The 26670-nt window shown below is 55.4% G+C and carries 29 protein-coding genes; 19 read left to right on the forward strand and 10 right to left on the reverse strand.

The window, feature by feature from the left end; all coding sequences use genetic code 11:
* Positions 1-630, forward strand: a 630-nt coding sequence (locus RAZWK3B_RS19700) for an isocitrate lyase/PEP mutase family protein (RefSeq protein WP_007818333.1), incomplete at its 5' end; no start/stop codon positions are given.
* Positions 631-1151: 521 nt separating this feature from the next.
* Here RAZWK3B_RS19700 and RAZWK3B_RS19705 read toward each other — a convergent pair.
* Together RAZWK3B_RS19705 and RAZWK3B_RS19710 are read right to left on the reverse strand one after the other, a co-directional pair.
* The gene (locus RAZWK3B_RS19705) at positions 1152-1382 is read right to left on the reverse strand and encodes a hypothetical protein (protein ID WP_007818336.1); all 231 of its coding nucleotides are present in this window, start codon (positions 1380-1382) and stop codon (positions 1152-1154) included.
* Positions 1383-1393: 11 nt separating this feature from the next.
* Positions 1394-2824, reverse strand: a complete 1431-nt coding sequence (locus RAZWK3B_RS19710; RefSeq protein ID WP_007818338.1) for an ammonium transporter — start codon at positions 2822-2824, stop codon at positions 1394-1396.
* A 441-nt stretch (positions 2825-3265) separates the two neighbouring features.
* Between RAZWK3B_RS19710 and RAZWK3B_RS19715 the strand changes: the two genes are divergently transcribed.
* From RAZWK3B_RS19715 to RAZWK3B_RS19740, 6 genes are all read left to right on the forward strand, one after another.
* Positions 3266-4111 carry an ADP-ribosylglycohydrolase family protein gene (locus tag RAZWK3B_RS19715; protein ID WP_007818340.1) on the forward strand — a complete coding sequence of 282 codons (846 nt, stop codon included), beginning with the start codon at positions 3266-3268 and terminating at the stop codon, positions 4109-4111.
* A gap of 24 nt (positions 4112-4135) precedes the next feature.
* Positions 4136-4516 carry a carboxymuconolactone decarboxylase family protein gene (locus tag RAZWK3B_RS19720; protein WP_007818341.1) on the forward strand — a complete coding sequence of 127 codons (381 nt, stop codon included), beginning with the start codon at positions 4136-4138 and terminating at the stop codon, positions 4514-4516.
* A gap of 323 nt (positions 4517-4839) precedes the next feature.
* On the forward strand, positions 4840-6105 hold the full coding sequence (locus RAZWK3B_RS19725; protein WP_232279575.1) for a porin: 1266 nt from the start codon (positions 4840-4842) through the stop codon (positions 6103-6105).
* A 96-nt stretch (positions 6106-6201) separates the two neighbouring features.
* A complete protein-coding gene (locus RAZWK3B_RS19730) occupies positions 6202-7035 on the forward strand; it encodes a sulfotransferase domain-containing protein (protein ID WP_037296328.1) in 834 nt (277 codons plus the stop codon).
* Positions 7028-7897 carry a sulfotransferase domain-containing protein gene (locus RAZWK3B_RS19735; protein ID WP_007818347.1) on the forward strand — a complete coding sequence of 290 codons (870 nt, stop codon included), beginning with the start codon at positions 7028-7030 and terminating at the stop codon, positions 7895-7897. Before RAZWK3B_RS19730 ends, RAZWK3B_RS19735 begins: the two co-directional genes overlap by 8 nt.
* A gap of 13 nt (positions 7898-7910) precedes the next feature.
* Positions 7911-8444 (forward strand): hypothetical protein, encoded by a 534-nt coding sequence (locus RAZWK3B_RS19740; RefSeq protein WP_007818349.1) that lies wholly within the window; start codon positions 7911-7913, stop codon positions 8442-8444.
* Between the two features lie 160 nt (positions 8445-8604).
* Here RAZWK3B_RS19740 and RAZWK3B_RS20810 read toward each other — a convergent pair whose 3' ends face one another.
* Positions 8605-9171 (reverse strand): tyrosine-type recombinase/integrase, encoded by a 567-nt coding sequence (locus RAZWK3B_RS20810; protein WP_007818355.1) that lies wholly within the window; start codon positions 9169-9171, stop codon positions 8605-8607.
* Positions 9172-10293: 1122 nt separating this feature from the next.
* Here RAZWK3B_RS20810 and RAZWK3B_RS20815 point away from each other — a divergent pair.
* The 3 genes from RAZWK3B_RS20815 to RAZWK3B_RS19745 all read left to right on the forward strand — a co-directional run bounded on the left by RAZWK3B_RS20815 (position 10294) and on the right by RAZWK3B_RS19745 (position 11754).
* A complete protein-coding gene (locus RAZWK3B_RS20815; protein WP_198133314.1) occupies positions 10294-10635 on the forward strand; it encodes a DUF6626 family protein in 342 nt (113 codons plus the stop codon).
* A gap of 319 nt (positions 10636-10954) precedes the next feature.
* On the forward strand, positions 10955-11320 hold the full coding sequence (locus RAZWK3B_RS21350; RefSeq protein WP_157132342.1) for a hypothetical protein: 366 nt from the start codon (positions 10955-10957) through the stop codon (positions 11318-11320).
* 17 nt (positions 11321-11337) lie between these two features.
* Positions 11338-11754, forward strand: coding sequence for a hypothetical protein (locus tag RAZWK3B_RS19745; protein ID WP_007818356.1), 417 nt, complete (start codon positions 11338-11340; stop codon positions 11752-11754).
* A gap of 162 nt (positions 11755-11916) precedes the next feature.
* Here the strand turns inward: RAZWK3B_RS19745 and RAZWK3B_RS19750 are convergent, their stop codons facing one another.
* A complete protein-coding gene (locus RAZWK3B_RS19750) occupies positions 11917-12867 on the reverse strand; it encodes a tyrosine-type recombinase/integrase (protein WP_007818358.1) in 951 nt (316 codons plus the stop codon).
* Between the two features lie 147 nt (positions 12868-13014).
* Here RAZWK3B_RS19750 and RAZWK3B_RS19755 point away from each other — a divergent pair, with 147 nt between their 5' ends.
* Both RAZWK3B_RS19755 and RAZWK3B_RS19760 read left to right on the forward strand, forming a co-directional pair.
* Complete coding sequence (locus RAZWK3B_RS19755; protein ID WP_286131822.1) at positions 13015-14328, forward strand: porin; 1314 nt, start codon at positions 13015-13017, stop codon at positions 14326-14328.
* Between the two features lie 219 nt (positions 14329-14547).
* Complete coding sequence (locus tag RAZWK3B_RS19760) at positions 14548-15012, forward strand: hypothetical protein (RefSeq protein ID WP_007818363.1); 465 nt, start codon at positions 14548-14550, stop codon at positions 15010-15012.
* A gap of 160 nt (positions 15013-15172) precedes the next feature.
* Here RAZWK3B_RS19760 and RAZWK3B_RS20820 read toward each other — a convergent pair whose 3' ends face one another.
* Positions 15173-15739 (reverse strand): tyrosine-type recombinase/integrase, encoded by a 567-nt coding sequence (locus tag RAZWK3B_RS20820; protein ID WP_007818366.1) that lies wholly within the window; start codon positions 15737-15739, stop codon positions 15173-15175.
* Positions 15740-16859: 1120 nt separating this feature from the next.
* Here RAZWK3B_RS20820 and RAZWK3B_RS20825 point away from each other — a divergent pair.
* On the forward strand, positions 16860-17201 hold the full coding sequence (locus RAZWK3B_RS20825) for a DUF6626 family protein (protein ID WP_232279576.1): 342 nt from the start codon (positions 16860-16862) through the stop codon (positions 17199-17201).
* Positions 17202-17520: 319 nt separating this feature from the next.
* Positions 17521-17883, forward strand: a complete 363-nt coding sequence (locus RAZWK3B_RS21355) for a hypothetical protein (protein ID WP_157132343.1) — start codon at positions 17521-17523, stop codon at positions 17881-17883.
* Between the two features lie 36 nt (positions 17884-17919).
* Here RAZWK3B_RS21355 and RAZWK3B_RS19765 read toward each other — a convergent pair whose 3' ends face one another.
* The 3 genes from RAZWK3B_RS19765 to RAZWK3B_RS20830 all read right to left on the reverse strand — a co-directional run bounded on the left by RAZWK3B_RS19765 (position 17920) and on the right by RAZWK3B_RS20830 (position 20662).
* On the reverse strand, positions 17920-18726 hold the full coding sequence (locus RAZWK3B_RS19765) for a hypothetical protein (protein WP_157132344.1): 807 nt from the start codon (positions 18724-18726) through the stop codon (positions 17920-17922).
* Positions 18727-19106: 380 nt separating this feature from the next.
* Positions 19107-20239 (reverse strand): IS3 family transposase gene (locus RAZWK3B_RS19770; protein ID WP_157132147.1). Its coding sequence is split into 2 segments (ribosomal slippage): positions 19107-19972 and positions 19972-20239, totalling 1134 coding nucleotides; the frame shifts between segments, so codons are not numbered across the junction.
* An 18-nt stretch (positions 20240-20257) separates the two neighbouring features.
* A complete protein-coding gene (locus RAZWK3B_RS20830; RefSeq protein WP_083799271.1) occupies positions 20258-20662 on the reverse strand; it encodes a site-specific integrase in 405 nt (134 codons plus the stop codon).
* A 105-nt stretch (positions 20663-20767) separates the two neighbouring features.
* Between RAZWK3B_RS20830 and istA the strand changes: the two genes are divergently transcribed.
* The 5 genes from istA to RAZWK3B_RS19805 all read left to right on the forward strand — a co-directional run bounded on the left by istA (position 20768) and on the right by RAZWK3B_RS19805 (position 25208).
* A complete protein-coding gene (gene istA / locus RAZWK3B_RS19785; RefSeq protein WP_050774262.1) occupies positions 20768-22297 on the forward strand; it encodes an IS21 family transposase in 1530 nt (509 codons plus the stop codon).
* Positions 22287-23078, forward strand: a complete 792-nt coding sequence (istB, locus tag RAZWK3B_RS19790; RefSeq protein ID WP_007817051.1) for an IS21-like element helper ATPase IstB — start codon at positions 22287-22289, stop codon at positions 23076-23078. Before istA ends, istB begins: the two co-directional genes overlap by 11 nt.
* Positions 23079-23190: 112 nt before the next feature.
* Positions 23191-23787: a sulfotransferase domain-containing protein gene (locus tag RAZWK3B_RS19795; protein ID WP_232279577.1), complete on the forward strand. Its 597-nt coding sequence runs from the start codon at positions 23191-23193 to the stop codon at positions 23785-23787.
* Positions 23780-24649: a sulfotransferase domain-containing protein gene (locus RAZWK3B_RS19800; RefSeq protein WP_007818372.1), complete on the forward strand. Its 870-nt coding sequence runs from the start codon at positions 23780-23782 to the stop codon at positions 24647-24649. The genes RAZWK3B_RS19795 and RAZWK3B_RS19800 overlap by 8 nt, the downstream gene beginning before the upstream one ends.
* Positions 24650-24662: 13 nt before the next feature.
* Positions 24663-25208: a hypothetical protein gene (locus RAZWK3B_RS19805; RefSeq protein WP_007818373.1), complete on the forward strand. Its 546-nt coding sequence runs from the start codon at positions 24663-24665 to the stop codon at positions 25206-25208.
* A gap of 67 nt (positions 25209-25275) precedes the next feature.
* Here the strand turns inward: RAZWK3B_RS19805 and RAZWK3B_RS19810 are convergent, their stop codons facing one another.
* Both RAZWK3B_RS19810 and phnE read right to left on the reverse strand, forming a co-directional pair.
* Positions 25276-25671 (reverse strand): hypothetical protein, encoded by a 396-nt coding sequence (locus RAZWK3B_RS19810; protein ID WP_007818374.1) that lies wholly within the window; start codon positions 25669-25671, stop codon positions 25276-25278.
* Between the two features lie 153 nt (positions 25672-25824).
* Positions 25825-26607: a phosphonate ABC transporter, permease protein PhnE gene (gene phnE, locus RAZWK3B_RS19815; protein WP_085977152.1), complete on the reverse strand. Its 783-nt coding sequence runs from the start codon at positions 26605-26607 to the stop codon at positions 25825-25827.
* Between the last annotated feature and the right edge of the window lie 63 nt (positions 26608-26670).

A 26670-nucleotide genomic window follows, 5' to 3' on the forward strand; every position in this document is an offset into this window, starting at 1 on the left:
GGCGATACGGGCTATGGCAATGCGATGAATGTGCGCCGGACGGTGGCGGGGTTCGCACGGGCGGGCTGCGGGGCGATCATGATCGAGGATCAGCTGGCGCCGAAACGCTGCGGGCATACGCCGGGCAAGGCGGTGGTCGGGCGGCAGGAGGCGTTCGACCGGATCCGGGCCGCCGCCGATGAGCGCGAGGTGCTGCGCGCGCAGGGGGGCGATATCCTGATCCTCGCCCGGACCGATGCGCGGCATGAACACGGGCTTTCGGAAGCGATCGACCGGGCGGCGCAGTTTGCCGAGCTGGGCGCGGATATCCTGTTTGTCGAGGCGCCCAAGACCATCGAGGAGATGCGGCAGGTCTGTGACAGCCTGCCGGGGCCGAAGATGGCCAATATCGTCGAAGGCGGCGAGACGCCGGATCTGCCGGTGGACGAGCTGCGCGATATCGGGTTTTCGATTGCGGCCTATCCGCTGTCTCTGATGGCGGCGGCGATGCAGGCGATGGTCACCAGCCTGCGGGGGATGCGCCGCGATGAACGGCCCGGACAGATGGATTTCAAGGAATTGCGTCACCGGATCGGGTTCGATGCGTATTACGAGACCTCGGAGGCCTATGCCTCGTCCCGGCGGGAGTAGGGCACTAGAATAGTCACAACGTTTCAGTATTGTTTTGGAATTTGACGATTACGAAAAGGGGCCGCTCCTTAGAGCGACCCCTAAGCCCTTACAGCCCGAAATACCTCAGGAAGCCAACCGCTAGGCCGAGACCTAACGTAAACTCCATACGGTACTTATGACCGTTTGGGCCGCTGGCTTCGAGGATGATTGATGCCCGCATATACGCGCCCTTTCATCATCGCGGATGAAGACCCTTAGAGTACCAGCTTTCATCCGTTAGGCCAGTTGCCGCACATTACCCTTTGAAGACGGTGGGGATGCGGCCAACCGCTGGTCTTAGTTCTAACTTATATCTCTGGATACCTTGGTTCAAGGAAACAGAAACGCTTTTAGGTAGAAATGAGGTTGAGGATATTACCTAAATGAGAAATTCGCTTTGAGGTCCTGAAACGCATCGGTTCTTTAGCAAGTAGAACAATTGAAAAGCCCCCCGGAGCGATCCGGGGGGCTTTGGGTTTGCGGGAGTGGTGGCGGGAGGGTTATTCCTGCGCTTCGCGTTCGAAGACCCGTTTGAGGCGTTCGGGGCTGCGGGCTGCGGCCTCGTCTTCCTCCATCTCGCGTTTCTCGATGCGGGCCTGAATGATGTGGAAGGCCAGCCAGAAGGCTACGCCGAGAATGAACAGCGTCATTTCGGTGCCCACCATCGGGTAGATCGGGCCGAGTTGTGACAGGTCCGCGCCGGACCAGCTTTCGACGAGTGTTGTGGACATGGGGTCTCTCCTCAGGTCAGCAGGCCAAGGCGACGCGCCTCGGCGATGTCGGCTTCGGATACTTCGATGGCGTCCATCTCTTCACGCAGTTCCTCGGACATATCGAGGCCCACCAGCTCGATCGCTGGCGGCACGCGCAGGATGCCCATCATCGACAGGATCTTGGAGACGATGAAGGCGGGGATGAAGCCCAGCACGATGAACATGATGCAGGCGCCAAGGAACTGGCCCACCGGATTGATGGTGGCGACCTCGGCGTGATAGCCCGCCGTGGCCGGGTGACCCCAGAGCACGAAACCGCAGATCACGAGGCCGATGAAGCCCGCGTAGCCATGCACCGCGACCGCGCCCACCGGGTCGTCGATCTTGAAGCGGCGTTCGACCCAGAAATGCAGCTTGTAGGCACAAACGGCGCCGACGCCGCCGATCAGCATGGCCTGGATCGGGTGATAGAGGTCATTGCCCGCAGAGGCGGTGATGATCCCTGCCAGACCGCAGGAATAGGTCCAGAACGCTTCGCCGCGCGAGACGACATAGCCTGCAAGCATTCCGCCCGAGAGCGACATCAGGAAGTTGAAGACGATCGCCGACAGGGTCGTGGGCGTGAGGTAAATGGTGGTTGCGGTGAAGGTGCCTTCGGCAGCGCCGATTGCGCCCGAGCCGATGATCGGCACGTTGCAGGCGACATAGAAGCCCCAGAAGCCGCAATAGATCATGAAGAGACCGATGGTCACCAGCCACTTGTTGTGCGGGTTGATGTTGCGGGGGGTCCCGTCGGGGGCGAATTTGCCGATCCGGGGGCCAAGCACGCAGATCACGCCAAGCGCAAAGCCGCCCGCGATGGCGTGGATCACGCCCGAGGCATAGGCATCGTGATAGCCCAGTTGCGTGACCATCCAGCCATCGGGATGCCAGCCCCATGCCGCGTCGATGATCCAGCAGAACGAACCGATGACCACCGCGAGGATCCAGAAGGCGGTGGGGCGGATCCGTTCGATCGTGGCACCCGACACGATCGAGGCCGCAGTCCAAGAAAAGAGCAGGAAGGCTGCCCAGAACACACCGTTGAGGCGCGACCAGAAGGCGTTGCCGAGATCCGCGCCATAGCCTTGGGCCGATTCAAGCGCCGGTCCGGGGCCACCGAGATGGGTGCCCATCAGTTCGGACCACGGCACGGCATGGTCGGATTGCGTGAGGCCGCCGGTGATGCCGGGACCGTTGGGGAAGGCGAAATAGATCCACCAGCCGAAGAAGAAGAACGTCACGGTCACCAGTGGGATGAGCATGGTGTTCTTCATGAGCGTGTGGACGTGGTTCTTGTGCCGCGATGCGCCGACTTCATACATGCAGAAGCCGACATGGATCAGGAACATGAGGGGGATCGTCACCCAGTAATAGAATTCGGTGAAGATCACCGTCAGCGCGCCGATATCGGTGTCCATTCAATTGTCCTCCCGTTGGACTGCTTTTGTTGGGGTGGGCGGGGTTATCCCCGCTCTGGTTGGGCCAGTTTTGGTTCACTCGCAGAACCGATGTTAACCCACATTCGTTCTTTTTCCGACTATTTTTTAATCTTTGGCGGCTATAAAGGATGCATAACGGAATGATCTTTGGGGATTATTCACTAAGGTGAAAATATTTTCCTGAAAAATCAAGCGGCTACCGAAGGGGCTGGAGAGGCGGGAAGAGCCGGTTTTCTCGTCGGCCCTGTGGCGTGGGGCGCGGGCCGCCAGAGGCCGGGCGGCAGGGGCCACTGGTCAAGAGCGGTGTACTGCCTCAGGATTGCGGAGAGAACGGGGTGAGGTGACTCGGGAAAGGATCGGACGGATGAGGGCGGACCAGACGGGGCGAGGCGGCTTTGGCCACACGTGGGCAGGCGCGGCATGATAGCCAAACGCTTTGACGAGGATGTGGCCTGCGGAATGCTGGTGGGGCTTGCGGTGGGCGATGCGCTGGGCGCGGGGGCCGATGGCGTGGTGCGCGCCGAACTGGAGCTGGTCACCGGGTTGCGTGGCGGCGGGCGGCACGATCTGGCGCCGGGCCAATGGGGAGCGGCGACATCGATGGCGATGTGTCTGGCGCAGATGTTGCGCTCGGCCAATGGCTGGGACGCGGAGGATGCGATGCGGCGCTATCTCAACTGGCGCGATCATGGGTATCTGTCGTCGACGCGCCGGTGCTTCGGGATGGATGCGGCGAGCGTCGCGGCGCTCAGGAGGTATGAGGCGACGGGCAACCCGTATTCGGGGCAGGGCGCGCCCGAGGGTGAGGGCGGCGGAGGGATCATGCGGCTGGCGCCGGTGGTGCTGGCCTATGGGGCCGAGGTGCCGCCCGCGCAGGCGGTGGCGCAATTGCAAAGCCGCATGACCCACGCCGCGCCCAAGGCGCTGCAGGCGGCGGCCAATCTGGCGCAGGTGATGGTGAGCGGGGATTTTTCGCCTCTGCCGCGCCCGGATGCGCCGCCCCATGAGGTGACGGACGAGGTGACGAGCCTGTTGCACGCGGCGTTCTGGGCGCTGGGCCAGGCGGAGGATTTCGCGGGTCAGGTGCTGGCGGCGGTCAATCTGGGCGGAGAGGCGGCGCGCGCGGGCGCCATCACCGGGCAATTGGCAGGGCGCTTGCATGGGCTGTCGGGTATTCCGGCGGCATGGCGGACGGGCGTTTACGATTACGACAAGATCCGCGTCGCGGCGGAAGATCTGCACGCGATGCGGCCCATAGACATGTAGGACCGGACAGAAAGGCGACTGAGCATGGCGATATTCGATGAGGACCTGTTCCTGAAAGGGCTCGAGCAGCGAAAGGCGACGCTGGGGGCGGAGTATGTGGAGAAGAACCTTGCGGCGGCGGACGAGTTCACGCGGCCCTTCCAGGAGGCGATGACGGCGTGGTGCTGGGGGTTTGGCTGGGGCGATGATGTGATCGACGCCAAGACACGCTCGATGATGAACCTCGCGATGATCGGGGCCTTGGGGAAGATGCATGAATGGGAAATCCATTGCCGGGGCGCGCTGACCAACGGGGTGAGCCGCGAGCAGATCCGGGCGATCTGTCATGTGATCGGGATTTATTGCGGGGTGCCGCAGGCGCTGGAATGTTTCCGGGTGGCGCGCAAGGTGCTGGACGAGGGCTGAGGGCGGCTGGAGGTTGGACGCGTTCGACTCGGGGCTTGGGAGCGCGACGGCGGCTGAACACGCCAGAGTAGCCGGGGGGCGGCATGTGCAAGCAGAGGGGTGTCCTGTGCTTTGAAGGAAAAGGGAAAAACACCTGATTTGGGCGGTTTCCAGCCCAAGGCGTGGCGAGTGTGTGGTTTAAACGTCACAGACCGGACAACAACCGGCCGGGGCTTGGCGGGTTCGTTGACACTTAGGGGGTGTTTGCCTCATTTCATTTTCCAAGCCGTTTCCACTCCGGGACGCGGTGGAACTTGAAACACTCTGCTTTATGGAGGGACACCTTGAAAAAGCATCTTCTCGCAACGACCGCAGCCATCACGATGGTCGGCGGCGCAGCTTCGGCTCAGGACTGGAACGTTGACGTTGGTGGTTACTTTACGTCGCATGTAGGTTTCACCAGTGTTGGTGGAACAGCTGACAATGTCGGAAACTACATGGCGGGCACCGACTTTGATGGTTTGCAAATCATCCAGGATGCCGAAGTAGCCATTGTGCCATCTGTCACGCTTGATAATGGAATGACCTTTGGTGCGAATATCCAGTATGAAACTGCTGATGGTTCGGACATGGACGAAGTGTACATGTTCATCTCCAGCGATACCATGGGCACTATCGAAATTGGCAACGAAAACTCTGCCGGTTACAAGTCTATGTTTATCGTTCCCTCGGTTGGCGGTCTGCCGATCAACACAGGTTCGGTATCGGGCTTTGTTCCGTTTGCAACATCGGGCGCAGCAGCTGTGGCCACCGGAGGCGTGCCTGCCGGCGCTACGCCAGCCGGACCTGCGATTGTTAATTCCTTCACAGGTGCTGGCTATTCGACGGCAACTGAGGTTGCTGGTGCATATGGCAACAACGACATTGCACGCATCAACTACTTCACGCCAAGCTTCAACGGCCTGCGTGTTGGTGTGTCCTATGCACCCGGCAGTGGCAGCGGTAGCGATGGTGCCACCGCTCTCGTTGACCGCGGCGGCCTGACAGGTCAAGTCCTCTCCGATATCTTCGATATCGGCATCACATACGATCAGTCGTTCGGGACAATGGATGTGAGCTTGGCTGCACGCTGGGGCACAGGTAGCTGGAGCACCGCAGTCAAAAACAACACGAGCGTAGGTGCAGTCCGGACATCCGATCCTGAGACCTGGGGTGTTGGATTTGCTGTGACCTCCGGTGCATTCTCCATCGGTGCAGCATACTCGGAAAACGACAATGGTCTGCCGGGTGGGTTGCTGGATGAGGAAGGCTATCGCATCGGCATGACCTATGATCTGACCGGTCCGTGGAGTGTCGGTCTTGAGTACGGCTATGGCGAAGGTAGCCATGGTACCAATCTGACAACCGGCGTTTCGAACGGCAAAGATGAGCTTGAGATGATCAAGCTTGCAGCCTCTCGCGATCTTGGACCAGGTGTGAATTGGTCTGTCTGGGCTCTGCAAACCAAGGTTGATGCGGCAGACGCTGCAACTGGCGGTCTACTCGGTGGCGTTGCGGGTACAGATGTCGATGCGACAACCATTGGTACGTCGATTGCACTGAACTTTTAATAGGCTGTGCTAAAAGACTAATTAGGGGGGCTTAGCGGCCCCCCTTATTTGTTGTTTGTGGAATAATATCACGATCATAGCGGAATTAACGTTTCAATGAAAAAAAGCATCGTATGGCTGGCATCATACCCCAAGTCAGGCAACACATGGGCGCGGATATTTCTTGCAAACTATATGCTAGATCGTGATGTGCCCTTGCCGATCAACGAAGTCAGGCGCTTTGGAACTGGTGATGCGATAACGCACTACTACAAAAAACTAGCTGGCCCTGCGTTGGATCCGAATGATTGGAAAGCTGTTGTGAGTGTGCGTATGAAAGTGTTGAGGGCTATCGTCTCTAATAATGCCGACGTCAACTTAGTTAAGACGCATAATATTGCAGGGGATGTGGGGGGCGTTACTCTTATACCGCGGGAATTGACGAGGTCAGTTGTATATATCGTACGCAACCCTTTAGACATGGTGATCTCATATGCAAATCACTTTGGATTGGAAAAAGCTGCGGCAGTGGATGCGATTGGCCGGTCCGATAACGTGGTAATGGGTGACGATGCATCGGTGATACAGTTTCTTGGGTCGTGGTCCGAGCACGTTCAAAGCTGGGCTAAGGGGGTGGATAAGAACACGCTCATAATACGTTACGAAGACATGTTAGAAAATCCAACAGCTACGTTTACGGATCTGTTGCAGCATCTTGGTGTTCCAGTACATTCAGGGCGTCTACAACGTGCGATAAAGTTCTCGCAGTTTGATGAATTAGCTAAGCAAGAGGCTTCGGTTGGCTTTGGTGAGAAGTCTGCATATGCGGATCGCTTCTTTGGTGCCGGTAAGTCTGGCAGATGGCGTGATGAATTGAGTGATGATCTCGTGAAGCAAATACGCCTTAGGCATAAGCGTAGCATGAAGCAGTATGGGTATTGGAATGACTGATCTGCATCGCATTATCTGGCTCGCAAGCTATCCCAAGTCTGGCAACACCTGGATGCGCAGTTTGCTTGCGCATTACTTCATGCCCAAAGGCACGGCACCTGATATCAATAACCTACGTCAGTTTACGACGGGTGATAGCAGAGCAGACTTTTTTGCTGCAGCATCAGGTGGTGAATACCAAGCACAGAGCATCGAGGATTGGGTTCAGGTGCGACGTAAGGCTCTACGTTTGATTGCGGGTAGCAAGCCAAATCACCACTTTGTTAAAACCCATAGTGCTCCTATTGAGTTCATGGGCCAGCAGTTGATACCCAATGAGGTGACGGCAGCGGCGATATACATTCTGCGTAATCCGTTTGATGTGGCACTCAGCTATGCTCGGCACGCGAGTTCAGATGTAGACACTGCCATTGAACGTATGGGCGCACGTGAAAACATCATGGGGTCTCCTCATCACATCTATGATGTTTTGGGACGTTGGGACGAGCACATAGCTACATGGGTCAACGCGAGTGGTTTGGCTGTGCACTTGGTTCGCTATGAGGATCTGTTAACGAAACCCGGTCCGACTATGCGTCAACTGTTGGAAGGGTTCCTTAAAGTAAAAGTAGATGCACCCAAGCTTGCTTACGCTATTAAGAGCACCAGCTTTGAGGCGATGCGTCGGCAGGAAGAAAAGCTTGGCTTTGCGGAACGGCCTGCGGGTATGGCACAGTTCTTCGCGAAAGGGCAGGCGGGTGCATGGCGGGATGATATGACGGCTGCACAAGTAGCTCGCGTACGGGAATTGTTCTTACCAGCGATTGAACGTTGGTATCCTGAAATGCTGTCGGACACAGCAGCAGTTGCAACTCAAGCTTGATGGAGAAATGCACATGAGATTGACAGCAGCATTGGCTATAGGCTTGGCACTGACGGCGTGCAGCACTGTGAAGGATGTGGGAATGACACGCTTGTCTAAGTCACCCACTGTTGATGGCGGCACATACAGCAGCGGCGGCGGCATCACTATTGCTGTTGACGTGTTCGAGACTGAGGGATTGGCGACTGTTTGTGGCGTATGGGCACAGAGCGAACAGCAGAGTGTTTTGACCAAGGGTGTGGAGCATAAGCTTCTCGGCTCGGGCAGCGTTTACTTGGGCGACACAGCTGTTGTGCGTGGTCTTGCATTCATGAATGAAGTTGAGCCTCTGAATAGCTATGCGGGTGTTCTAGCGAGGTGTGTAAAGACAGATGTTGCATGGACTGCAGATAGTAATGACGCTGCGATAAAGATCCGTATTCCAGCGCAAATTGTATACGTTGATGGCGATGAAGATGGCGTAGTGATCGTACGGTTTAAACAAACGGGACCAGGTGCAGAAGCTAAAGCGTTGCTGGGAACCATCGTCGACGAGATCAAAGGCTAATGCTGCACCAATTCCACCAACAATGTGGTCCTGAGCACGAGCACAAGACGACGAGCACTGCGCAGCTGCTGGCTGTTGGGCATGTTTTGCTCCAACCATGCAATGTGCCGCAGTTCACGCTGTAATTGACGCTCAACAGCTAAATGACCCTGCTGTGCCATCATACCAACTCCACAGCTCGTGCTAGCTGTGCGGGGTTCACGTCAATATAGCGTTGCGTTGTGGAAATATGTCTGTGACCAGCAAGCTCGGCTAATAGACGCACGTTCACACCCTGTTCAGCTAGTCGAGTGATAAACGTTCTGCGACCACTATGACTGCTGGCATTGTTGAGACCGCAGGCTTTGTAAATGTTCAGGAACAGCTGACACATGGTGTTGGCTGAGAAAGCTGTGCGCTGTTGGGTTTGAAACAATGGATCGTTCTGGTCTTGGTCTGCGACCTGTGTGCGATATTGATCCAGCACACGCTTCAGCTTTGCGCTGACGTAGACTGTACGTGCGTGATGGCCTTTGGTCTGTGACCTATGCAGCGTGAATTGATCACGCACTTGACCTGATGCATCATACACGTCACCTATGCGCAGTGCTGCGATCTCTTTGGCACGCAGTCCAGCAAGTATGCTGAATTGTAATATGGTGCGATCACGCAGGCTGTGACGACGAGTATTGCAATAGGCAAGTGCACGTTTTTGATCTGCTTGGCTAAGTGTTTGGGCTTGCTTCATGGCTTGATCTCTCACGTTCAGTGTACGTGTAATGTATGGCCTGATAATTGAGGTCAGCGACCGAAATCAGCTGCAACATGATGTTCAATGATTGCAATGGGTTAGCTCGTGTTCTCATGTAATATGTATTCTATGAGAAAAGCGTTGCGTTGCAGGTAGCGGCGAAAAACGCAACGCATGTATTGGCGCTCATGACCAAATTGTTGTGCAGGTGCATGGGAAAACACATCGGCTAAATCTGTACTTCCTAAACGTGCGATGTTTGTCCGAGAAATTTTTTACAGAAAATTTTGGAGTGGGGAGAGCTGGATTTGGCAGCGCAGGCAGTGAAAAACCGTGCATTCATTTTTGCGCAGCTGATCGGCGATCGTTGATAAATAACAGTGACAGGCAGAACAGCGCACGTTTTTGCGGCGCTTGACCAAGGCAATGACTAGGCAACGAAAAACTGGATCAAGGTTAGCACGCCGACTGTAATAGTGCTGCAAGTCCGTTCTGATGTGTGACGGTGAGTAAACGTAGTGCCAGTTCTATGCTTCAATCGACTACCTCATTCTAGTAAGTGAGATGCCTAAAGTGGCGAAGGTGCAAATGTTTGACTGGCCTGCTGCTTCGATTGTCGTAATGGTGTGGTGAAAAGCTGCGCTGCTTTATGCGGTGTGGCTTGTAAGTGAGATGGATGACAACAGTGCTGTAACAGCACTACCCATCAACACATGAGGTGGCCTGACTATACGGGTCTCATGTGTGCGTATGATATGCTGGTAATAGAGATGATAGCAAAACCTGCTCTTCCTGTAATGGTTCAGTAGTATAGTCTGACAAGCGACATGCAATGTTGTTTGTTGTTTGGATCGACGCCAAATTGGGCGTTGATCTGACTGCTTAATGCAATGTCGATAAAACATTATTCATCAATATCATTAACCAACACACGACGAGTATCAAAGCGAAGCTGAAAACAGCACGTGAGTTGAGAGCACGAAGTGGTAACGCAGTGCGATACAACGACAGGTGCTATGTAGACGCGGCAGCGGATGCATTGCTGCAGTAGATAATTGATCCAATAAATACATCCAACACGTGACCACTGATAAATACATCAACAAGGAGATAGTGTGGATGACGATACGAGTACTGGAAGCTGTGCGTGACGAACTGAAGACGTGTCATGCAATTGGCAGTGAGCGCGAGTTCTGCGAGCAATGGCTTGGTAAAAGCGAGTGTTATATACGCACTTTGCGCTTCAATGACCTGCACCCAAGTGCTGATGCATTGATGACCTGTGCAAGCAAGTTAGGGTGGTATGCGGGTGAATTACAGCAAAGCTCAGAACTACATCACAAGCACTGGGCTGGGGTATTTGGTAGACTGCGTGAGGACTGCGTGACTGCTGTGGAACAATCGGCACATACTAAATGGCGAAATGCAACAGCAAGCAGTAAAAATCCATGCGTCGATTGATGGCAGGCAAGTACTTATCAAATCGGCATGGGTGTTTTGCATGGGCTGGAGGTGCATATGCGGGTCAATGAGGTGATCCGGAACGAGGGCTGTATGTGTATGCGCACGCCCAAGCCGTTACCTATACCCAAGCCTGCAAAGCCGAAAGCACACAAGCAGTCCAAGCGTAAAAAGCCGAAACCCTTCAATACACCAAAGCCTGACAATCTGTCCTAGCTACAATGCGTGATCCGTGCACGGTTTTGATTGCTATGATCTAGGTCTTGTTTTTGTCCCAGCTTGAGATAGCTTTACTATGCCAACAACAGGGAGAACAACAATGGCAGGACCAACGCTTGAAGAATTGATCAAAGAATTTGGCATTGAACCAGCTTCAACGCAGACTTCAGGCCCACGTGCGAAGCTGCTGGCACAAGCAGATCGAATGCTGACTGAGCTGGACAAATACAAAGGCGAAGATGAGCTGGATGGCGACACAACACGCTTTTGGTGGGCACCTCAAAGTGTGTACGGCAAGCGTCGTGTGTCAGCTCGTTATGGCGGGAAAGTGGTGGAAGGTCTTACAACAACTACAGACAATACACTGGCTAGTGTGCGCTCAACAATTGAGACATTACGTAAGCTGATTGAAAAAAGCACGGATGACACTTGGGCTGCTGAAGAGGAACGGCGCAAAAAAAAGTAATCAGGCGTGTTGTGCGCATGTATGAGCAAGTTGAGACTGGACCCCTTTACGATAAGACGGTCAAGTTGTTAAGCACATACAGATCAATTGCAGCACGCATGACCAATGCCAAAGTGAGTACACAGGGCAAGCTGGATAGGCGGCTTGAAGCACTGGCTGAGCGCATAGCAGAAAGCTTATCAGAGCTGACTACCATGGAGCGTGAAGCATTGACGTGCTGGAAGCACAGCAGCGTGTTTGATGGTCAATACGAGGTGGATTATGACGCGATTATTGAACGGCCTTATGTAAGCATTCGACGGATAGATCGATGGGATGAAGAACAAGACGACACTGACGCAGAGCCCGAGCTGAGCACTGAGGGACAAGAGGCAAGACGCAAAAGAGATAAGACAAAGCTAGATGCTTTTTTACGCATAGATGACGACATCTAAAAGCAATCTAACTGTGTAAGTATCATGTCTGCCAGCCAGCACCCCAAGTATAGCTCAACACCCGACCAGCACTGTGTGCGGGTTTTTGAGCGGTCTATGCGCAGATACGCTGTCTGACCTTTGCTCGTGTAGGAATGGCAGGCTGGTATAGTGACGCGGTGATCAAATACTTTTGCCAACAATGCCGCTGACGATCTCTGCTCTGCTGTGTAGGCGGTCAGGGGCAAGGTGTGCATAGCGTTGCGTCATCTGTACGCTGCTATGTCCCAGCAGCGTCTGTACCTCGTACAAGCTGACCCCTTTGTTGATGAGCAGGCTGGCGAATGTGTGTCGCAGATCGTGTATGCGCACGTCTTCCAGTTTTGCTTGATCACGGGCAACATACCAAGCTGCGTAAAAGCTGTCATAGGCGCGACCAGTGCGTGGGTTTGTGAAAACGAAGCTGGTTGGCAGCGTGGGCTGCTGTAAACGCTCTGCTGTTCTGCGAATTGCGTTAAAGCTATCAACGGCGTTGGTGTTGAGTAGGATACGACGTGAACGTCCATTCTTGCTGCGTGGCACAGTCCAGATGCGCTTGTCCAAGTCAACGTCACGCCAAAGTGCTGTTCGCGCTTCTCCTTTACGAGCACCTGTCAATAACAGGATTTGAACGAAGTGATGCAGGTATGGATGACTGCTACGACGACACGCGGCAATTAGGCGTTGTATCTCGTCTGCGCTGAGAAAACGCTGTTTGTAGTCTCCAACAACGAGACGCTTGAGGGGCTGCTGGTCTGGGTTTTGAGCTGGTACCAAGCACCAGTGTCGCGCCAGGTTCAGCATCCTGTTCATCAAGTAGATGTGCTTGTTGATAGTACTGCGCTGTAAGCCTGAGACAACCTGCTCACGCACCCAAACATCCAGCACAGGGTTGGTCAGCTCGTCCAAGTGATAATGCCCAAGCTGTGCTCTCACATGCGTGTTGAATATGCTCCAGTCGTGATGAAAGTGGCGTTTTGTGACGCGAACGTGCGGAAAGAACTGCTCGTCAAAGAAACGGCTCAGCGTTACACGCTCTACGCTTCTACTGCTGTTGTCTCGGGCTGTTTTGCTGCGATTGAATATGGGTAACACGTTAGGCTCCTTGGCTGTGATACCCTTTGTGTATTGTCTGATCTGTTATGAAAGCGACCGAAGATATGGTCTGCTGTGTCGTAGCATAATGGCATCGATCTCTATGCTGCGTAGAAACCTTGTCGTCTTCTCGCAACGACCGCAGCCATCACGATGGTCGGCGGCGCAGCTTCGGCTCAGGACTGGAACCTGGACTGGGGTGGGTACTACAACATGGACGTCCTGTACAACGACGCATCGGGCAACTTCCTGCCTGCGGCTGTTGATGTGGACGGCGTTAACATCCACCAGAACGGTGAAATCCACTTCACCCCGTCGGTGACGCTGGACAACGGCATGACCTTCGGTGTTGTCGTCGAAATGGAAGCCGCCAACGCAGGCGGTGGTGCTGACGGTATCGACGAGTCGTACATGTTCATCTCGAGCGACTCGATGGGCCGCGTTGAAGTCGGTTCCGAGAACTCGGCCGGCTACAAGCTGAGCGTCGGCGCACCGTCGGTTGGCTTCGGCATCAACTCGCCTTCGCCGTCCGCTTATCACCCGACCGCGTTCTTGTTCCCGGATGCAGATCCGGCAGACGCAACGACTATCGGCGAATACATTGATGCACTTGACGGCGTTGACAATCCCCTTCTGGGCGGCGCAGGTTTTGCCCTCGGTCGTAACGCCATGGGTTCGTCGGCAACTGAAGTCGCTGGCAACAACGACACCGCGCGCATCAGCTACTACACGCCGAGCTTCAACGGTCTGACCCTGGGTGTGAGCTATGCACCGGGCAACACCAACGTTGCAAACTCGGGTCTGGTTAACCGTAACGGTCTGAGCGATATCTTCGACATTGGCGCGAACTACAGCCAGTCGTTCGGCAACGTTGACATGACCCTGTCGGCACGTTGGGGCACTGCGGATGCTGCTACTGCTCGTAGCACTGCCGCTGGCACAACTGGTCCTGGTCTTGATGGTGTGGCAGGCACTGCGGATGACGTATATGCGGCCGCAGTTGTTCAGCAGGATGATCCTACCACTTGGGCAATTGGCGCACAGTTTGCAACTGCAGGCTTCACCTTTGGTGGTAGCTATGCCGAGAACGATGCAGGTTCTGTGAACGCTGATGGCCTTAAGGACGGTGCGGGCGATAGCAGCGGCTGGAGTCTGGGTGTCACCTACGATGTGGCTGGTCCTTGGACGATTGGCTTTGATACCTATCAGGGTGAAATGGACGGTTCGCTCGATTTCGCTACGGGCACCCGCACCAAGGCCGAATACGTTGCGTACCAGATCGGTGCAGAGCGTTCGCTGGGCAACGGCGTTGCATGGCGCATCTATGCAATCCAGTCGGAAACTTCGCTGAAAACTAACCGTATTGGTGGTTTCGCCAACGATACTGGTGGTAATAGCAACGTTAGCAAATACAAGCTGGAATCGACCACCATCGGTACCGGTATCCGTCTGACCTTCTAATCCACTCACGGATTGGAGTATGGAGAGAGCGAGCTTCGGCTCGCTCTCTTTCTTTGTGTGACCTTTGGTAAATTGTTGTAACGCGAACAGGTGTCGAAATGCTGTCGAACACAGCAGCAGTTGCAACTCAAGCTTGATGGAGAAATGCACATTAGATTGACAGCAGTATTGGCTATAGGCTTGGCACTGACGGCGTGCAGCACTGTGAAGGATGTGGGAATGACACGCTTGTCTGCGTCACCAACTGTTGATGGTGGCACATATAGCAGCGGCGGCGGCATCACTGTGGCAGCTGACGTGATCGAGACTGAGGGTTTGGTCACTGTATGTGGCGTATGGGCACAGAGCGAACAGCAGAGTGTTTTGACCAAGGGTGTGGAGCATAAGCTTCTCGGCTCGGGCAGCGTTTACTTGGGCGACACAGCTGTTGTGCGTGGTCTTGCATTCATGAATGAAGTTGAGCCTCTGAATAGCTATGCGGGTGTTCTAGCGAGGTGTGTAAAGACAGATGTTGCATGGACTGCAGATAGTAATGACGCTGCGATAAAGATCCGTATTCCAGCACAAAATGTATACGTTGATGGCGATGAAGATGGCGTAGTGATCGTACGGTTTAAACAAACGGGACCAGGTGCAGAAGCTAAAGCGTTGCTGGAAACCATCGTCGACGAGATCAAAGGCTAATGCTGCACCAATTCCACTATCAATCTTGTCCTGAGCACGAGCACACGACGACGAGCACTGCGCAACTGACGGCTATTGGGCATGTTTTGTTCCAACCATTCAATGTGCTGGAGCTCACGCTGAAATTGACGCAGTACAGCTAAACGACCCTGCTGTGCCATCATACAAGCTCCACAGCTCGTGCTAGCTGTGCGGGGTTCACGTCGATATAGCGTTGGGTTGTGGAAATATGTCTGTGACCAGCAAGCTCAGCTAATAGACGCACGTTCACCCCCTGTTCAGCTAGTCGAGTGATAAATGTTCTGCGACCACTGTGACTGCTGGCATTGTTGAGACCGCAGGCTTTGTAAATGTTCAGAAACAGCTGGCACATGGTATTGGCTGAGAATGCTGTGCGCTGTTGGGTTTGAAACAGTGGATCTTTCTGGTCTTGATCGGCGATCTGTGTGCGATATTGATCCAGCACACGCTTCAGCTTTGCGCTGACGTAGACTGTGCGTGCGTGACCGCCTTTGGTTTGTGACCTATGCAGCGTGAATTGATCACGCACTTGACCTGATGTGTCATACACGTCACCTATGCGCAGTGCTGCGATCTCTTTGGCGCGCAGTCCGGCAAGTACGCTGATTTGTAATATGGTGCGATCACGCAGACTGTAGCGGCGAGTGTTGCAGTAGGCGAGTGCACGTTTTTGATCTGCTTGGCTAAGTGTTTGGGCTTGCTTCATGGCTTGACCTCTCACGTTCAGTGTACGTGTAATGTATGGTCCGAGAATTGAAGTCAGCGACCGAAATCAGCTGCAACATGATGTTCAATGATTGCAATATGTTAGCATCTGTTCTCATGTAATATGTATTCTATGAGAAACGCGATGCGTTGCAGGTAGCGGCGAAAAACGCGACGTATGTATTGGCGCTCATGGCCAAAATGTTGTGCAGATGCATGGCGAAAAACATCGGTTAAATTTGCACTTCCTAAACGTGCGATGTTTCCACGAGCAATTTTTACAGAAAATTTGGGGTGGGGAGAGCTGGATTTGGCAGCGCAGGCAGCAAAAAACCGTGCATTCATTTTTGCGCAGCTGATCGGCGATCGTTGATAAATAACAGTAACAGGCAGAACAGCGCACGATTTTGCGGCGCTTGACCAAGGCAATGACTAGGCAACGAAAAACTGGATCAAGGTTAGCACGCCGATTGTAATAGTGCTGCAAGTCCGTTCTGATGTGTGACGGTGAGTAAACGTAGTGCCAGTTCTATGCTTCAATCGACTACCTCATTCTAGTAAGTGAGATGCCTAAAGTGGCGAAGGTGTAAATGTTTGACTGGCCTGCTGCTTCGATTGTCGTAATGGTGTGGTGAAAAGCTGTGCTGCTTTATGCGGTGTGGCTTGCAAGTGAGATGGATGACAACAGTGCTGTAACAGCACTACCCATCAACACATGAGGTGGCCTGACTATACGGGTCTCGTGTGTGCGTATGATATGCTGGTAATAGAGATGATAGCAAAACCTGCTCTTCCTGTAATGGTTCAGTAGTATAGTCTGACAAGCGACATGCAATGTTGTTTGTTGTTTGGATCGACGCCAAATTGGGCGTTGATCTGACTGCTTAATGCAATGTCGATAAAACATTATTCATCAATATCATTCATCAACACACGACGAGTATCAAAGCGAAGCTGAAAACAGCACGTGAGTTGAGAGCACGAAGTGGTAACGCAGTGCGATACAACGACAGGTGCTATGTAGACGCGGCAGCGGATGCATTGCTGCAGTAGATAATTGATCCAATAAATACATCCAACACGTGACCTCTGATAAATACATCAACAAGGAGATAGTGTGGATGACGATACGAGTACTGGAAGCTGTGCGTGACGAACTGAAGACGTGTCATGCAATTGGCAGTGAGCGCGAGTTCTGCGAGCAATGGCTTGGTAAAAGCGAGTGTTACATACGCACTTTGCGCTTCAATGACCTGCACCCAAGTGCTGATGCATTGATGACCTGTGCAAGCAAGTTAGGGTGGTATGCGGGTGAATTACAGCAAAGCTCAGAACTACATCACAAGCACTGGGCTGGGGTATTTGGTAGACTGCGTGAGGACTGCGTGACTGCTGTGGAACAATCGGCACGTACTAAATGGCGAAATGCAACAGCAAGCAGTAAAAATCCGTGCGTCGATTGATGGAAGGCAAGTACTTATCAAATCGGCATGGGTGTTTTGCATGGGCTGGAGGTGCATATGCGGGTCAATGAGGTGATCCGGAACGAGGGCTGTATGTGTATGCGCACGCCCAAGCCGTTACCTATACCCAAGCCTGCAAAGCCGAAAGCACACAAGCAGTCCAAGCGTAAAAAGCCGAAACCCTTCAATACACCAAAGCCTGACAATCTGTCCTAGCTACAATGCGTGATCCGTGCACGGTTTTGATTGCTATGATCTAGGTCTTGTTTTTGTCCCAGCTTGAGATAGCTTTACTATGCCAACAACAGGGAGAACAACAATGGCAGGACCAACGCTTGAAGAATTGATCAAAGAATTTGGCATTGAACCAGCTTCAACGCAGACTTCAGGCCCACGTGCGAAGCTGCTGGCACAAGCAGATCGAATGCTGACTGAGTTGGCCAAGTACAAAGGCGAAGATGAGTTAGATGGCGACACAACACGCTTTTGGTGGGCACCACAAAGCGTGAACGGCAAGCGTCGTGTGTCAGCTCGTTATGGCGGGAAAGTGGTGCAAGGTCTCAGCACAACAGTGGACAATACATTGCCAAGTGTTCGTGCAACGATTGAGACGTTCCGTAAGCTGATCGAAAAAAGCACGGATGACACTTGGGCTGCTGAAGAGGAACGGCGCAAGAAGTGATGATGTGGGCTGGCTGTGGTATTGCGCTGCAGTCAGCTACTCATTGTCGTAGGTAAGTTCGTCAATGGCCTGTTCGACGACATATAGCTTGACTTCGCGTTTGGTCATCTTGTTATGCATTTTTGTTCCATTACGTGCGTCTAGACTACTGGATGTAATGGGGCGGGGTATGCAAGCTAAGTCGGCTGCAGCATCACTACCCGCTTCCCAGCTCAACTGTCTGTCAAACCACGCATGAAGTGCAGGATATTGATGCGTGATCTCGGCGTAGCGTTCCAATAAGTGTTCCAGTTCAACCACGGACAGATTGCGCATTTGTTCTGCGGTCTTGGCTCGACCTCGTCTGCCATAATAGTTGGCTCTGTTGTCGTATAGAATGGCAAGACGCAAACGCTCTTCGTACTCGATGATCACATCAGGTTTGTGTTTGACTTGTTCGCGCAGCTGCTGCTGTTCCTGCCACAGCTCACCAATGCAGGCGTATTGCTCGGCTGTTAACCAGGTCTGTAAGCGTCGGTTCTGTACATGCTGCTCCTGTTCCAGTTTGTCCCGGATATCGTGTAACACGGCAAGCGTATGCTTCTCACCCTCAGTCAATACACGCTTGGGTCTCAGTTCTTGAACTCTGGCAATGCGAGCACGAATTGCATCTAGGGTGGGTTTTGAACTGGCGGCGTTGGACGGCGATGCTGTGCAGGCTTGATCTTGTTGTTGGCCACGAGCACGAATTTGTTCCAGTAGCTTATCAGGATTATTGACGGTACTTGCTGCTGGAGCTGGCTTCGAACGCTGTTTACCACGAGCGCGAATTTGCTTGAGGATGTCGTTTGGGTCTTGGGTCATGGTTGTTGCTCAGGCCCAGAAAAACGTGCAGTACGGTTGTGTGACACGTTACCCGCGCTCTCAGCTTGCGACAAGCGTTTTGGGTACGGGTCGGCAGTCAGTGTATAGCGCAACACCCCACCAGCACTGTGTGCGGGTTTTTGAGCGGTCTATGCGCAGATACGCTGTATGACCTTCGCTCGTATAGGAAGGGCAGGCTGGTATAGTGGCGCGGTGATCAAATACTTTTGCCAACAATGCCGCTGACGATCTCTGCTCTGCTGTGTAGGCGGTCAGGGGCAAGGTGTGCATAGCGTTGCGTCATCTGTACTGAGCTATGAGAGGTGGTCCTGCTTTTTCGACCAGATTGCAGCCCAGTTAAGGTGGATCAAGGTTTCACATCAGGCTGCAATTCTCATGGGTTCCGTTTTGCTTGCATGGACCTCATCCGGGGTCAAGATGCCATGGGTCGAGTGGGGCCGCTCGGCGTTGTAATAGGCCAGCCATCGCCCGATACCCTCCCTGGCTTGTGACCCGGTCTCGAAGGCACGCAGGTAAACGCACTCGTATTTCAGCGACCGCCAAAGGCGCTCTATCATTCGATTGTCGATCCAGCGGCCCTTGCCATCCATCGATATCTTCACCTTGGCCTCCTTCAGTTCATCGATCCAGTCGCTGCTGGTGAACTGCGATCCCTGATCGGTGTTGAAGACCTCTGGCGGGCCATAGGTGGCCAGCGCCTCTTTCAGCGCCGCGACACAGAAGTCTGCCTCTAAGGTATTCGACAGACGCCAGGCCAGAACCTTGCGGCTATACCAATCCATGATGGCGACCAGATACAGGAACCCCCGCTCCATCCGGATATAGGTGATATCGGCGCACCAGACCTGATTGGGTCGGGTGATCGCCAACCCCTTGAGCAGGTAGGGGTAGATCTTGTGCGCCGGGTGTTTCTTGCTGGTGTTGGGCTCCTGGTAGATCGGCACCAACCGCATCAGACGCATCAGGCGCCGCACACGATGACGGCCGCACTTGTGACCCTGCCGCTTCATGTGACGCGCCATCTGGCGAGAGCCATACCACGGGGTCTCCAGGAACTGCTTGTCGATGATCTCCATGAAACGTAAGTTCTCAGCGCTTTCACCCTTGGGACGATAATACAGCGTAGAGCGCGACAATTGCAGCAGCGCACATTGCCGCCGCTGGCTCAGCTCATGATCCTTGCTCACCATTTTTTGCCTCGCGTCCCGAGCAGCTGAACCGAGGCATTGGCTAAAAAATCCCGTTCCACCACCAGCTGCCCGATCTTCGAATGCAGCTTCTCGATCTCAGCCTCGTTAACCTTCCCGGGATCAGCACCCCGCCGGGTGAACGCCGTGGCCATGTTCTCAATCGCCGCCCGCTTCCATGTGCTGATCTGGTTCGGATGCACGCCATACTTCTTCGACAGCTCGGCCAGCGTCATCTCTTCGCGGATCGCTTCAAGCGCGACCTTCGCCTTGAAATCAGGCGTATGCGTCTTTCTCTTTGCCATTTCGGATCGTCTCTTTCGTCATGCGATCCACCTTAACGCTTGGTCCAAGTTTCCGCGACCACCTCTATGTCCCAGCAGCGTCTGTACCTCGTACAAGCTGACCCCTTTGTTGATGAGCAGGCTGGCGAATGTGTGTCGCAGATCGTGTATGCGCACGTCTTCCAGTTTTGCTTGATCACGGGCAACATACCAAGCTGCGTAAAAGCTGTCATAGGCGCGACCAGTGCGTGGGTTTGTGAAAACGAAGCTGGTTGGCAGCGTGGGCTGCTGTAAACGCTCTGCTGTTCTGCGAATTGCGTTAAAGCTATCAACGGCGTTGGTGTTGAGTACGATACGACGTGAACGTCCATTCTTGCTGCGTGGCACAGTCCAGATGCGCTTGTCCAAGTCAACGTCACGCCAAAGTGCTGTTCGCGTGTTGATTTCCGTTGAGAACTGACCCGGTAGGTAAGTAAATTTTCACTGAGAACTGACCCATGTGAACACCTTTACCTGACGGATTTGTCAGGGAGATATGGAGTGATCGACATGGGATTTTTGAGTGTCATCCGACGTTGGGCCTTGCGAGACAAGATGCCCATTCGAGAGATCGCCAGACGCACGGGCCTTTCTCGCAATACCATCAAGAAGTACCTGCGCGAGGGCGCAGTGGAACCGAAGTTCAAGACACCGCCCCGGTCCAGCAAACTGGATCCTTATGCGGATCGGCTATCGGCGTGGCTGTTGTCGCAGACGCGCAAGCCGCGCAAAGAGCGCCGCAGCCTCAAGCAGATGCATGAAGATTTGGTGAAGCTCGGCTACGACGGGTCCTACGGGCGCGTTGCCGCGTTTGCCCGTGCCTGGCGCGCAGATCGGCACATTGCTGAGCAGACGACGGGGCGCGGTACATATGTGCCGCTGATTTTCCAGCCCGGAGAAGCTTTCCAGTTCGATTGGAGCGAAGACTGGGCCACCATTGGCGGCGAACGCGTCAAGCTGCAAGTCGCGCATACGAAGTTATCGCACAGCCGCGCTTTCGTGGTGCGGGCCTATCTTCTGCAAACCCATGAGATGTTGTTCGACGCTCATTGGCACGCTTTCCGCGTCTTTGGCGGCGTGCCTGGCCGGGGGATCTACGACAACATGAAGACGGCAGTGGATCGTGTTGGCAAAGGCAAGCAGCGCGACATCAATGCGCGCTTCCAGGCCATGGCCAGCCATTACGTGTTTGAGCCCGAGTTCTGCAATCCTGCGGCCGGTTGGGAGAAGGGCCAGATCGAGAAGAGCGTCCGGGATGCTCGGACCCGTCTGTGGCAGGTGATACCGGTCTTCGACACGCTGGACGAGCTGAACCAGTGGCTGGAGGACCGCTGCATCGCCCTATGGGCAGAGACGGCGCATCAGACATTGCCCGGCTCAATCGCAGATGCCTGGGAGGCTGAGAAGCCGACGCTCATGACGCTCCCGCCCGCTTTTGATGGGTTCGTCGAGCACAGCAAACGCGTCTCACCAACATGCCTGGTCACCTTTGAGCGCAACCGGTACAGCGTGCCAGCTAGCTTCGCGAACCGTCGTGTCAGCCTGCATGTCTACCCAGATCGGTTGGTCTTCGTGGCCGAGGGCCAGACGGTTTGTACGCACGCGCGCATCATCGAGCGATCACATCGCAAACCTGGCTGGGTTGTCTATGATTGGCGCCATTATCTCGCGGTGATCCAGCGCAAGCCCGGCGCTCTGCGCAATGGCGCACCGTTCACGGAGATGCCTGAAGCCTTCCGCCGCCTGCAAGACCACATGCTGCGCAAGGAAGGCGGAGACCGCGAGATGGTCGATATCCTGTCGCTTGTGCTCCACCATGACGAGGATGCCGTCTTATGCGCCGTGGACTTGGCATTGGAAGCTGGCGTGCCAACCAAGACACATATCCTGAACCTGCTTCACAGATTGGTGGATCGCAAACAGACCGATCATCCCGAGATAGATCCACCGGAGGCACTGGTCCTGGCTAAAGCTCCCAAGGCAGATGTCGACCGATATGACGGTCTGAGACAGCCCAAGGGGAAGCGTCATGCGTCATGATCCAGCAGGCGCCTCGATCGTGATCATGCTGCGCAGCCTCAAGCTGTATGGCATGGCGCAGGCCGTCGAGGATCTCGTCGCACAGGGCGCCCCCGCCTTCGAGGCCGCAATACCGATCCTGTCACAGCTACTGAAGGCAGAGATGGCGGAACGGGAGGTGAGATCCATCGCCTACCATATGAAGGTTGCGCGCTTCCCGGCATACAAAGATCTCGCGGGCTTCATCTTTGCCTCCAGTGACATCAACGAGGCCACTGTCCGCCAACTCCATCGCGGCGAGTTCATGGAAAATGCCGAGAACGTGGTGCTCATCGGTGGACCCGGCACCGGAAAAAGCCATGTCGCGACGGCCATCGGTGTCCACGCCATCGAGCATCAACGGCGCAAGGTCCGCTTCTTCTCAACCGTGGAGCTTGTGAACGCGCTTGAACAAGAGAAGGCTGCCGGCAAGGCAGGGAAGATGGCGGAGTTACTGACAAAGGTCGACTTGGTCATCCTCGACGAGCTCGGCTATCTGCCGTTCAGTGCGTCCGGTGGCGCGATGCTGTTCCACCTGCTCAGCAAGCTCTACGAGCGTACCAGCGTCATCATCACAACCAATCTCAGCTTCGCGGAATGGGCCCAGGTCTTCGGCGATGCAAAGATGACGACCGCACTCCTCGATCGCCTGACACACCGCTGCCACATCCTCGAGACCGGCAACGACAGCTATCGCTTCAAAGCCAGCTCTGAAGCCGCCAAGAAAAAGCGAAAGGAGGCACACGCATTGACCAAAACCTGACCGTTGATAAACCTACTTAGGCGGGTCAGTTCTCGGTGAAAATACCGGGTCAGTTCTCAACGGAAATCAACAGGCGTCGGTCAGGTTGCGGCCAAGGGTTCTGGCGGCGATTGTGGCGAACAATGCCGATGTGAACCTGGTCAAAACGCACAACATCAATCGCGATATCTATGGCGTGCAACTGATCCCGGCGGAGGTCACCCGCTCGGCGATCTATGTGATGCGCAACCCGCTGGACATGGTGTTGAGCTATGCCAAGCATACCGGCCAGACGATCGAAAAGGCCGCACAGGATATTTGCCATCCCCATAACGGCACAGCCCCTTACGAGAAGAACGTGGCGACCTTTCTGGGGTCGTGGTCGGATCATGTGAAAAGCTGGACACAGCCTTTGCCCTATCCGGTTCTGGTGCTACGCTATGAGGATATGCTGGCCAAACCAGCAGAGGCCTTTGGCAAGGTGGTGGAGCATTTCGGAATGACGGTCGATCAGGAGCGTCTGGAGCGGGCCATCCGGCATTGCAGTTTCGACGAGTTGCGCAAGCAGGAAGAAAAATCCGGCTTCATCGAGAAGTCCGAACATTCCGACCGGTTCTTTTCGAAAGGGCAGGCAGGGCATTGGCGGACCGAGCTGGACCCCGAATTGGCCCGGACCATCCGCCAGTCGAACAAGCGCATGATGAAGCAATACGGGTATTGGAATGACTGACCTTCACCGCATCATCTGGCTGGCGAGTTACCCCAAATCGGGCAATACCTGGATGCGCAGCCTGCTCGCGCATTACTTCATGCCCAAGGGGGCGGCGCCGGATATCAACAACCTGAGGCAGTTCACCACCGGCGACAGCCGGGCGGATTTCTTTGCGGCGGCGGATGGCGGCACCTACACGGCGCAAGGCATCGAGGATTGGCTGAGGGTCAGGCCGAAGGCGCTGCGGCTGATCGCGGGCAGCAAGCCGAACCATCATTTCGTCAAGACGCATTGTCAGGCCATCGAATTTCTGGGCGAGCCGCTGATCCCGAATGATGTGACGGCGGCGGCGATCTATATTCTGCGCAATCCTTTCGATGTGGCGCTGAGTTATGCGCGCCATATGAATGTCGACCTGGATACTGCGATCGAGCGCATGGGCGCACCCGATAATGTGATGAGTTCGCCAAACCATACCTATGACGTGTTGGGGCGGTGGGACGATCATATCGACACATGGGCGAATGCGCAGGGCCTGTCGGTGCATGTGGTGCGCTATGAGGATCTGCTGACCAAGCCGGGGCCGACCATGCGCAAGCTGCTGGAGCGGTTTCTGAGGGTTAAGGTGGATCAACCGAAGCTTGCCTATGCGATCAAGAGCACCAGTTTCGAGGCGATGCGGCGTCAGGAAGAAAAGCTTGGATTTGCGGAAAGGCCCGCAGGTATGGCACAGTTTTTCGCCAAGGGGCAGGCCGGGGCATGGCGCGAGGATATGACGCCCGCGCAGGTGGCCCGGGTGAGGGAGCTGTTCCTGCCGGCGCTCGAGCGGTGGTATCCTGAGGTGCTGAAAGAAACGGCCAATATGGCCGCGCGGGTTTGAAGGAGTGATTTACATGCGGACCACATTTGGACTTGTTGCGGCACTGGTGCTGACCGGATGCACGAGCGTGCAGGATGCAGGTGTTGCAAGGCTGGGCGATGCGCCGGTGCTTGGCGGGGGCAGCTATGAGAGCGGCGGCGGTCTGACTGTGGCGGCGGATGTGCGCGAGCGCAATGGTCTGGCGGTCGTCTGTGGCGTCTGGGCGCAAAGCCTGCAGCAAAGTGTGCTGAGCAAGGGGGCCGAGGCGAGGGTTCTGGGATCGGGCAGCGTGTATATCGGGGACCGGGCTGCGGTGCGAGGGTTGCTTTTCATGAACGAAGTGGCGCCTGCGGACAGCTATGCCGGGGCGATGGCCAATTGTGTGCAGACCGACCTGCGCTGGAGTGAGGCGGATGCGGCTGAGCCGGTGACGATCCGCCTGCCGAGACAGCTGATCTATCGCGATGCCGATGATGACGGGGTGATCGAGATCTATTTCGAGCCGACCGGACCCGGAGCGGGAGAGACCGCCCTGCTGGACACGGTGATCGAGGGGGTGAGGGCGAAATCGGGCGGCTGAACGCCTGAAGAAACCCCTTCAACCGTTTGATCTTGAAGGGGTTTCCTGCCTCGATATCCGGGCGTCGTCAGTTGCGGAAGCAGTAGATCGCCCCACCATAGATCACCGGCGCATGTGCCGGGCAGGCGCCGCGAAAGGCTTGTGCGGGTGCTGCCCCTGCAGGGCCGCCGCGGCCAAGGCGCTCATCGGCGCAGGCGTTGATCCAGGCGGCATCCTCGACCGACACGCTGCCATGGGGCAAAAGGCGCATGACGGTCTGTCCGCCCCAGGGCGTTTCCACATAGGTCGCCTGCAGCCGGGGCCAGCCGCGACGCCCGAGATCGTATTTGCATTCGACGAGCGCGGTGCGCTGTTCGGTGACGGTCAGGCGCGCGGCGGCATCGGACGCGCTGGCTGTGTCCGCCATCTGGGCGAGGATCAGGGCCGAGCCGGCCAGAAAAAGGGATTTTGCGAAAGCACGCATGGTGGCTTCCTTCCGAAATAATGAATGTGTGAAATCTCAACCTTGCCCGATGTGGCGGAGGGCGGGCGTCATACTTGCACCTATAGGGGAACGATACCTTTTTGGGAAAGGGTGCGAAACCCGAAAACGCGGCCGCAAGAGCAGCGGCAAGGGTCAGATGATGGCGTGGCGCATCCGGGCCGAGACCCATTCGCTGAGCACGACGGTGGCGAGGATCAGAAGCAGGATCACCGAGACCTGACTCCAGGCGAGGACATTGAGCGACGCCTGCAGCTTGAGCCCGATGCCGCCTGCGCCGACCAGCCCGAGGATAGTGCTTTCGCGGATGTTGATATCCCAGCGAAAGACCGAGATGCCCCAGAAAGCGGGCATGATCTGTGGCACGATCCCGTAGCTGAGGACCTGTGCGCCGCTGGCGCCGGTCGCCTCGATCGCTTCGATCTGGCGGGCGTCGGTTTCCTCGATCGCCTCGTAGAGCAGCTTGCCGACAAAGCCGATCGAGCGCAGCGCGATGGCGACGATCCCCGCAAGAAGGCCGGGGCCGATGATCGCCACCAGCAAAAGCGCCCAGATCAGCGAGTTGATCGAGCGCGAGGCCACGATGATGAAAAGTGCTATGGGGCGCAGGATGCGGGCCGAGGGCGTGGTGTTGCGCGCGGCCATGAAGGCCACGGGCACCGCCATGATGACACCGCCGATGGTGCCCAGGGTTGCGATGTTGATCGTGTCCCAGAGCGGCAGCCAGAGTTCGGACATGTAGGACCAGCGCGGCGGGAGCATGCGGCTGCCGATATCGGCGGCCTGACGGGGGGCGTCGGATACGAAGAACCAGATCGTGTCGCGGGTCATGATCTGCCAGCACCACACGAAAAGCGCCACCAGCGCCAGCCACCCGCCCCAGAGCAGAGCCGGGCCTTGGGTGTGCGGTAGGTCCAGACCTGGCTGTGATGGGTGATCTCGGTCATTGCAGGAACTTTCGCAGATAGCTGGAGCCGTATT

Source organism: Roseobacter sp. AzwK-3b (genome assembly GCF_000170875.1).
In the GTDB taxonomy this organism is placed as follows: domain Bacteria; phylum Pseudomonadota; class Alphaproteobacteria; order Rhodobacterales; family Rhodobacteraceae; genus Roseovarius; species Roseovarius litoreus.

Coding starts and splice junctions, on each gene's coding strand:
- RAZWK3B_RS19705 (WP_007818336.1), bottom strand. CDS start 1,382: ATGTCCACAACACTCGTCGAAAGCTGGTCCGGCGCGGACCTGTCACAA.
- RAZWK3B_RS19710 (WP_007818338.1), bottom strand. CDS start 2,824: ATGGACACCGATATCGGCGCGCTGACGGTGATCTTCACCGAATTCTAT.
- RAZWK3B_RS19715 (WP_007818340.1), top strand. CDS start 3,266: ATGATAGCCAAACGCTTTGACGAGGATGTGGCCTGCGGAATGCTGGTG.
- RAZWK3B_RS19720 (WP_007818341.1), top strand. CDS start 4,136: ATGGCGATATTCGATGAGGACCTGTTCCTGAAAGGGCTCGAGCAGCGA.
- RAZWK3B_RS19730 (WP_037296328.1), top strand. CDS start 6,202: ATGAAAAAAAGCATCGTATGGCTGGCATCATACCCCAAGTCAGGCAAC.
- RAZWK3B_RS19735 (WP_007818347.1), top strand. CDS start 7,028: ATGACTGATCTGCATCGCATTATCTGGCTCGCAAGCTATCCCAAGTCT.
- RAZWK3B_RS19740 (WP_007818349.1), top strand. CDS start 7,911: ATGAGATTGACAGCAGCATTGGCTATAGGCTTGGCACTGACGGCGTGC.
- RAZWK3B_RS20810 (WP_007818355.1), bottom strand. CDS start 9,171: ATGAAGCAAGCCCAAACACTTAGCCAAGCAGATCAAAAACGTGCACTT.
- RAZWK3B_RS20815 (WP_198133314.1), top strand. CDS start 10,294: ATGACGATACGAGTACTGGAAGCTGTGCGTGACGAACTGAAGACGTGT.
- RAZWK3B_RS21350 (WP_157132342.1), top strand. CDS start 10,955: ATGGCAGGACCAACGCTTGAAGAATTGATCAAAGAATTTGGCATTGAA.
- RAZWK3B_RS19745 (WP_007818356.1), top strand. CDS start 11,338: ATGTATGAGCAAGTTGAGACTGGACCCCTTTACGATAAGACGGTCAAG.
- RAZWK3B_RS19760 (WP_007818363.1), top strand. CDS start 14,548: ATGACACGCTTGTCTGCGTCACCAACTGTTGATGGTGGCACATATAGC.
- RAZWK3B_RS20820 (WP_007818366.1), bottom strand. CDS start 15,739: ATGAAGCAAGCCCAAACACTTAGCCAAGCAGATCAAAAACGTGCACTC.
- RAZWK3B_RS20825 (WP_232279576.1), top strand. CDS start 16,860: ATGACGATACGAGTACTGGAAGCTGTGCGTGACGAACTGAAGACGTGT.
- RAZWK3B_RS21355 (WP_157132343.1), top strand. CDS start 17,521: ATGGCAGGACCAACGCTTGAAGAATTGATCAAAGAATTTGGCATTGAA.
- RAZWK3B_RS19765 (WP_157132344.1), bottom strand. CDS start 18,726: ATGACCCAAGACCCAAACGACATCCTCAAGCAAATTCGCGCTCGTGGT.
- istA (WP_050774262.1), top strand. CDS start 20,768: ATGGGATTTTTGAGTGTCATCCGACGTTGGGCCTTGCGAGACAAGATG.
- istB (WP_007817051.1), top strand. CDS start 22,287: ATGCGTCATGATCCAGCAGGCGCCTCGATCGTGATCATGCTGCGCAGC.
- RAZWK3B_RS19800 (WP_007818372.1), top strand. CDS start 23,780: ATGACTGACCTTCACCGCATCATCTGGCTGGCGAGTTACCCCAAATCG.
- RAZWK3B_RS19805 (WP_007818373.1), top strand. CDS start 24,663: ATGCGGACCACATTTGGACTTGTTGCGGCACTGGTGCTGACCGGATGC.
- RAZWK3B_RS19810 (WP_007818374.1), bottom strand. CDS start 25,671: ATGCGTGCTTTCGCAAAATCCCTTTTTCTGGCCGGCTCGGCCCTGATC.